General features: G+C 32.9%; 1 protein-coding gene. It reads left to right on the top strand.

Annotation, left to right across the window (positions count from 1 at the left end; translation table 11 throughout):
* A partial coding sequence (wzx, locus tag IM273_RS21945) for an O-unit flippase-like protein (RefSeq protein ID WP_193055631.1) occupies positions 1-994 on the top strand: 994 nt, incomplete at both ends.

Here is a 994-nt window from a genome sequence, read left to right on the forward strand (position 1 = left end):
TACAAATAATGCTCAGGGTTTTTATTAAAAATATTCAATTAATGGTAGGGTTAATAAACCAATCATGTAATATCATTGTCCCATTTGTCGTAACCTTTGCATCTTTAAAAATCCTTCCCCAAGAACAGGGTAGCATATGGTTAATGTTTTTATCTATGGTGATTCTGGTAAGCCTTTTTGATTTCGGTTTATCGCCTACAATAATTAGGAATGTTAGTTATGTTATTGCAGGAGCACAGCATTTATCAAAAAATAACTTAGATAAAATAGAGTTTAGTGACGCTGTGTCCTACTCGCTTTTGGGACGCTTAATAAGTGATATTAAAGTAATATATAAAAAGCTTACATTTCTCGCCATACTAGTGATTACAATATTTGGAGGGTGTTATTTTCTCATTGTAACCCCGAAGGATATTCTGCTTGAGACTATAACATCATGGATGATATTTAGTACAGGGTTGTTGTTGAGCTTGTATTATCTTTACTACACCCCAGTTTTGAGTGGATTAGGCGAGATCCAGTATGCTAATCTTTCTAATATTTATGGCCGATTGAGTTGGTTGATATTTAGTTTGTTATGTATACCTGTTGGACTGAACCTGATAAATTTATCTGTTTCTTTTCTTCTTTCGGTTATCGTGGCAAGAGTTTCCTGCCTTTATTTTTATAATCGCAATAATTATACAAAGGAAATAAAAAAAGTAAAACCTGCAGAAGAATCAACAATTCCTTATATTTCTGGCAGTGCAATAAAATTGGGTTTAGCTACGGCAGGAAATGTGATTATTAACCGTGCTCCGATTATAATTGCTGGCATCGCATTTAGTCTGAATATTGCAGGCGAATTTACATTAACTATGCAAATTTTCTTGGCAATTATTTCCGTAAGTAACGTATACTTGGCAGTAAAAATACCAAGATTATCTCAATTGGTGATAAAAAAAGAGAGGCGTGAAATAAAGAAAATAGTCATCAGGATCATTTTTATTTACAT

Origin of the sequence: Enterobacter cloacae complex sp. P13B (genome assembly GCF_014895915.1) — a bacterium.
Taxonomy (GTDB): domain Bacteria; phylum Pseudomonadota; class Gammaproteobacteria; order Enterobacterales; family Enterobacteriaceae; genus Enterobacter; species Enterobacter bugandensis.